The 6017-nt window shown below is 43.4% G+C and carries 6 protein-coding genes; all 6 read left to right on the top strand.

Annotated elements, in window-relative coordinates; translation table 11 throughout:
* The first annotated feature begins 206 nt into the window (after positions 1-206).
* The 6 genes from AC1DV1_RS31015 (at position 207) to AC1DV1_RS30990 (ending at position 5743) form a co-directional block, all read left to right on the top strand.
* Positions 207-350: a hypothetical protein gene (locus AC1DV1_RS31015; protein WP_477368641.1), complete on the top strand. Its 144-nt coding sequence runs from the start codon at positions 207-209 to the stop codon at positions 348-350.
* Positions 351-403: 53 nt separating this feature from the next.
* Positions 404-559, top strand: coding sequence for a hypothetical protein (locus AC1DV1_RS31010; protein WP_477368638.1), 156 nt, complete (start codon positions 404-406; stop codon positions 557-559).
* A 66-nt stretch (positions 560-625) separates the two neighbouring features.
* A complete protein-coding gene (locus tag AC1DV1_RS31005; protein ID WP_477368635.1) occupies positions 626-1669 on the top strand; it encodes a hypothetical protein in 1044 nt (347 codons plus the stop codon).
* Positions 1670-1717: 48 nt separating this feature from the next.
* Positions 1718-1888 carry a hypothetical protein gene (locus tag AC1DV1_RS31000; protein ID WP_477368632.1) on the top strand — a complete coding sequence of 57 codons (171 nt, stop codon included), beginning with the start codon at positions 1718-1720 and terminating at the stop codon, positions 1886-1888.
* Between the two features lie 504 nt (positions 1889-2392).
* Positions 2393-3766, top strand: a complete 1374-nt coding sequence (locus tag AC1DV1_RS30995) for a dipeptidase (RefSeq protein WP_477368629.1) — start codon at positions 2393-2395, stop codon at positions 3764-3766.
* Positions 3767-3925: 159 nt separating this feature from the next.
* Complete coding sequence (locus AC1DV1_RS30990; protein ID WP_477368626.1) at positions 3926-5743, top strand: glycoside hydrolase family 2 protein; 1818 nt, start codon at positions 3926-3928, stop codon at positions 5741-5743.
* Positions 5744-6017: the final 274 nt, after the last annotated feature.

Raw genomic sequence — 6017 nt, 5'->3', positions numbered from 1 at the left:
CTCTTAACATTGCTTGTAGCAAGCACAGGAGTTTTATCATCAGCGGTTTTGATATCACAAAAAAAAGCTGAGCAGCCACAGGCCGCAGGTTTTACAAAGGTTGATTCGGGCTTTAAAAAAGACCTGGCAAATGCTGACTGATTATCAGGACAGCAAAACAGGCATTCGGAATTAGATTATAACAAGTACARAAAATATAAAAGATCATGAAAAAATTTATCACTATCACCTTGGCAGTTTTATTCACCGGAGGAATCTTTTCTTGTAAAAAGGAAACTGTAACTCATGAAACAGCTTCGCTGCACTCTTACGAAAACAGCGCACGCCGGGACCTTGGTAATGCCGACTGAAATTTGAAATKATCAATAAAAACATWAAAAAAACTCAAAAAATTAAAAACGACATGAAAAAATTTATCATCATAACCATTGTGAGCTTAACAACTGCAACCGGCATTTTATCATCGCAAACTACTGTTAAAAAATCTGCAACGCCAGAGGCCGTAGCCCTTGCGCCTTCAACCTCTGGTTTCAGAAAAGATTTAGGCCAGGCCGACTAATTACATACATCGATAGCATCTAAAAACAAATAAAATATTACATCCCCCTTCCTTCAAATAAAAATCATGAAAAAGCAATCAATCATAGCAGCATTAGCATTGAGCACTATTCTTACATCATTTGTAAATGCAGATAAAAAAACAGAGATATTATCTAACCAAACAGCTTTCACAGGTGGTCCTAAAAGAGACTTGGGTAATGCAGACTTCACAGGTGGCCCTAAAAGGGATTTAGGCAACGCTGACTTTGCTTTCACCGGCGGCCCGAAAAGAGATTTAGGTAATGCGGATTTCACAGGTGGTCCGAAAAGAGATTTAGGTAACGCTGATTTTGCTTTCACCGGTGGTCCAAAAAGAGATTTAGGTAATGCTGATTTTGCTTTCACAGGCGGTCCGAAAAGAGATTTAGGTAACGCTGATTTTGCTTTCACAGGCGGTCCGAAAAGAGATTTAGGTAACGCAGATTTCACCGGTGGTCCGAAAAGAGATTTAGGTAACGCAGATTTCACCGGTGGTCCGAAAAGAGATTTAGGTAATGCAGACTTTGCTTTCACTGGCGGCCCGAAAAGAGATTTAGGTAACGCAGATTTCACCGGTGGTCCGAAAAGAGATTTAGGTAATGCTGATTTTGCTTTCACAGGTGGCCCTAAAAGAGATTTAGGTAATGCTGATTTTGCTTTCACAGGTGGCCCTAAAAGAGATTTAGGTAATGCTGATTTTGCTTTCACCGGCGGCCCTAAAAGAGATTTAGGTAATGCTGATTTTGCTTTCACAGGCGGTCCGAAAAGAGACTTGGGTAATGCAGACTTTGCTTTCACCGGCGGCCCTGAAAGAGACTTGGGTAATGCAGATTTCACAGGTGGTCCTAAAAGAGATTTAGGTAATGCTGATTTTGCTTTCACCGGCGGCCCTAAAAGAGATTTAGGTAATGCAGATTTCACAGGTGGTCCAAAAAGGGATTTAGGTAATGCTGATTTTGCTTTCACCGGCGGCCCTAAAAGAGACTTGGGTAATGCAGATTTCACAGGTGGCCCAAAAAGAGATTTAGGCAATGCTGATTTTACCGGTGGTCCAAAAAGAGATTTAGGCAATGCAGACTTTGCCGCCTAGTCAATCGCTTTGTAAACCGGTTTTTATAAACATCCAACACACAACATCATGAAAAAGATCATCATCGCGATAGCCATCATATTAACATCAGGAATTACAGCCTACTCATTAAGTACTAAAGAAACCAAATCGGCGCCTGTTACAACAAAAACCGAAGCCGCATCGTTCACAGCCAAGGCTGGTCATGGCCCCAAAGCTGATTTGGCTACAGCCGATTAATTTTACTTCAACTGATGCAGGTTGATGTGTTCTTCAACCTTTTCAATGTATCGGCCCGATTTTTATGAAAACACTTTTGCGTTCCCTGGATATTTCGGGGAATTTGTATTTAAAAAGGGGCGGTAGTTACACGAATATTTACCACTCTGTAAACTTTCCTTGTCGCCGGCAGGGCAACTGCATCTAAATAGTCAATGGAATGAGCGATTTAAGCTTCAAACGACACCTTGTTTTTATTGGCTGATCGTGGTTAAATGGTCCGGCTACCGAAGTAACTTGTATTGGCCAACAACAGGCACAAATATTTTGATGTGCCTAAATGTGTCATCAGTTTAGTGTTAACCATGATAAAATATAAAATATTGATTATTAAGTATTTATAAATATTTTATCTGAAATGTGTTAAGTTATGTTAACCCAATTAGATGCGTTTGCCCTGTTGTTGCCGGCGCATCGTTCGCCCAAATCAATAAACATCAATATATTTGCGCCAAACTAAATACCATGCAGCACATAAAGCAATATGTTGATGAGCACAGGCAACGTTTACTCGACGAATTATTTGCCCTTTTGCGTTTCCCATCGGTTAGCGCCGACCCTAAATACAAAGCCGACGTCTTAAATACTGCCGATCACGTAGCCCAAAAGCTGCGCGACGCCGGTGCCGATAATGTAGAAGTATGCCAAACAGCGGGCTACCCAATTGTTTACGGCGAAAAGATAATTGATGCCGCTAAACCAACAGTGCTGGTTTACGGGCATTATGATGTGCAACCAGCCGATCCTATCGAGCTATGGCACACACCACCGTTTGAGCCCACCGTGCGCGATGGTAAAATTTATGCCCGCGGCGCCTGCGATGATAAAGGTCAGTTTTACATGCACGTAAAGGCATTTGAACTGATGATGCAAACAGACACCCTGCCCTGCAATATTAAGTTTATGATTGAGGGCGAGGAAGAAGTTGGCTCATCAAACCTATCCATATTTGTTAAGGCCAATAAAGAAAAACTGAAAGCCGATGTGGTGCTGATATCAGATACCTCGATGATCAGTATGGAGCATCCGTCATTAGAAACCGGCCTGCGCGGCTTATCCTACGTAGAGGTGGAAGTTACCGGCCCTAACCGCGATTTACACTCGGGTGTTTATGGCGGTGCGGTGGCCAATCCTATTACTATTTTGAGTAAAATGATTGCCGCTATGCATGATGAAAATAACCATATCACCATTCCCGGGTTTTACGATGAGGTAATTGACCTTACTCCGGCTGAACGTAAATCCCTTAATAATGCACCGTTTGACGAGGCAGAGTACAAAAAGGACCTTGATATTGCAGAGCTTTGGGGCGAAAAAGGTTACTCAACATTTGAACGCACCGGTACACGCCCAACTTTAGAGGTTAACGGCATTTGGGGTGGTTACATTGGCGAGGGTGCCAAAACGGTGTTACCATCAAAGGCTCACGCCAAAATATCCATGCGCCTGGTACCTAACCAAACATTTAAGCAGATTACCGAACTGTTTACCAAGCATTTCCTGAGCATAGCCCCAGCCAATGTAAAGGTAAAAATAACGCCCCACCATGGCGGCGAACCCGCGGTAACGCCAACCGATAGCATTGCCTACAAAGCCGCTCAAAAAGCCATCACCGAGTCATTTGGCAAAGAACCTATACCTACACGCGGCGGCGGTAGTATTCCTATTGTGGCCCTTTTTGAAGCCGAACTTGGCCTTAAAACAGTGTTAATGGGCTTTGGTTTGGATAGTGATGCGCTGCACTCACCCAACGAGAAATACGATATCTTTAACTACTATAAAGGGATTGAGACTATCCCGCTGTTCCATAAGTATTTTGCTGAACTAAGCAAAGCTTAGTTTTGGAGCAATGATTTTTAAATAAAAGGTTTTAGGCCGGCGGATTATTCGCTGGCCATTTTTATTTGATATCGCCAGGAAAATAGTGGAACAGACAGGGACAGCCAATCGAATAAATTATTTTAAGTTTGGCTTAGCATCAATATAAACCTATAAACCATGACTAAAAACCAAAACAAACGGCTATTACTATCCTTATTTTTTACCTTTATTTGTTGTTCTGTTTTATTTGCCCAGGAGGCTTTATTACCCACAGCCTGGACAAAAGCGGCAATGGATGCCCCTGTTCCGTTTCCCGAATATCCGAGGCCACAATTGCAGCGCAGCGATTGGATGTGCCTTAATGGCCAGTGGGATTACCAGGGCGGGAAAAATGTTCAAGACGCGCTTGCTCCCGAAAAACCATTATCATTTGCAGGCGAAGTAAATAAAATCCGTGTTCCTTACTGTCCGGAATCTGTATTATCCGGCATTCAGCGTAAGCAGGAAATTAATATGTGGTACCGCCGTAGTTTTGAGGTGCCAACCGGTTGGAAAAATAAACAGGTAATCATTCATTTCGATGCCGTAGCACATCATGCCACCTTATTTGTAAACGGGCAAAAGGTGGGAGCACATGCCGGTAGCTATGATGCTTTTAGCTTTAACATCACGCCCTTTTTAACAACGGGCAAAAATACAGTGGTTGTGGCGGCGTATGATTTAAACGATGGCCGCGTACCATCAGGAAAAAGCGGGCCGCGTGGCGATTATACCTTTTGCTCGGGCATTTGGCAAACCGTTTGGTTGGAACCGGTTAACAAAACCTATATTGAGAACATTCGTTTACTGCCCGATTTGGCGAATAACCGGCTAAAAGTGCAGGTAAATACACAGGGTAACGGAAAATTAACCGCCGTGGCGCTTGATGGCGGCAAAGTAGTTTCGCAAGCAGAATCAGCCGGTGACACTTACTTTTACCTGCCCATTAAATCGCCTAAACTGTGGTCGCCCGACGATCCTTTTTTATACGACCTGAAGATCACCCTGAAAAATACCGATGGCAGCGTTGCCGATGAAGTGAAAAGCTACTTCGGCATGCGCGATATAAAATTGGGTAGGGTTAATGGCGTTGCCCGTCCTTTGGTTAACGGAAAGTTTATCATGCAGCTTGGCTTGCTCGATCAGGGTTACTGGCCGGATGGGGTTTTGACCGCACCTACAGATGAGGCGCTCAAATTTGACATTAGTTTTGCCAAAAATGCGGGTTTTAACCTTATCCGCAAACACATGAAAACCGAGCCGCAACGGTTTTATTACTGGGCCGATAAAATGGGCTTGTTTGTTTGGCAGGACATGCCTGCCATCTGGTATCAAAATGAAGATACCCTTAAAACCCGCAAGGAATTCCGGAAGGAATTGAAAGCGATTATGGACGATCATTATAATTCGCCATCCATCATTACCTGGGTGCCGTTTAATGAAAACTGGGGCGCGTTTGATGTTAAAAATATAACCAATTGGGTTAAGCAATACGACCCGTCCAGGCTGGTTAACGGCAATTCGGGCTTTAATAATAATCCGTCGTATCAGAAAGCTTACGGCGATCCCGGCAATGGCGATTATGTAGATACCCATATCTATGTAGGCCCATACGGCGCCTCGGTGCCCGACGAGCATCGAGCGGCATCGTTGGGCGAATTTGGCGGCGTTGGCCTGTTTGTCCGCAACCATATGTGGCCGGTAGAAAACAACGCCTATGATTATGAGCCAACAAAAGCGCGCCTTACCGATAGGTATGTGTTTTTACTGGATGAAGTAGAACAGCTAATGAAATACAAAGGTTTAAGTGTTGCCATCTACACCCAAACCACCGATGTTGAACATGAAGTAAATGGCATATTAACCTACGATCGCGCTGTTGAAAAGATGGAGTTAAACAGGGTAAAAGCCGTAAATGAGGCCGTTATCAAGGAAAGTTATAAGATTGCCCCATAGTCATTTCGCTTTGCTGTCATTATCGCTGCGCTTGTCATTGGTCATTTCGCTTTGCTGTCATTATCGCTGCGCTTGTCATTGGTCATTTCGCTTCGCTGTCATTAGTCATTGGTGGATTATTTGAAATTTTTAAAACAATGACTACCAATTAAACTCGGCCTTAAATGACCAATGACCAATGACCAATGACCAATGACCAATGACCAATGACCAATGACCAATGACCAATGACCAATGACCAATGACCAATGACCAATGACCAATGACCAATGAC

The organism is Mucilaginibacter sp. P4_D1, assembly GCF_056401935.1.
The sequence above is the reverse complement of the archived record's forward strand: the minus strand, read 5'-3'. Positions and strand labels throughout refer to the sequence as shown.

What these genes read in the sequence shown, in the direction of transcription:
- AC1DV1_RS31015 (WP_477368641.1), top strand. Translation starts at nt 207, where the DNA reads ATGAAAAAATTTATCACTATCACCTTGGCAGTTTTATTCACCGGAGGA.
- AC1DV1_RS31010 (WP_477368638.1), top strand. Translation starts at nt 404, where the DNA reads ATGAAAAAATTTATCATCATAACCATTGTGAGCTTAACAACTGCAACC.
- AC1DV1_RS31005 (WP_477368635.1), top strand. Translation starts at nt 626, where the DNA reads ATGAAAAAGCAATCAATCATAGCAGCATTAGCATTGAGCACTATTCTT.
- AC1DV1_RS31000 (WP_477368632.1), top strand. Translation starts at nt 1,718, where the DNA reads ATGAAAAAGATCATCATCGCGATAGCCATCATATTAACATCAGGAATT.
- AC1DV1_RS30995 (WP_477368629.1), top strand. Translation starts at nt 2,393, where the DNA reads ATGCAGCACATAAAGCAATATGTTGATGAGCACAGGCAACGTTTACTC.
- AC1DV1_RS30990 (WP_477368626.1), top strand. Translation starts at nt 3,926, where the DNA reads ATGACTAAAAACCAAAACAAACGGCTATTACTATCCTTATTTTTTACC.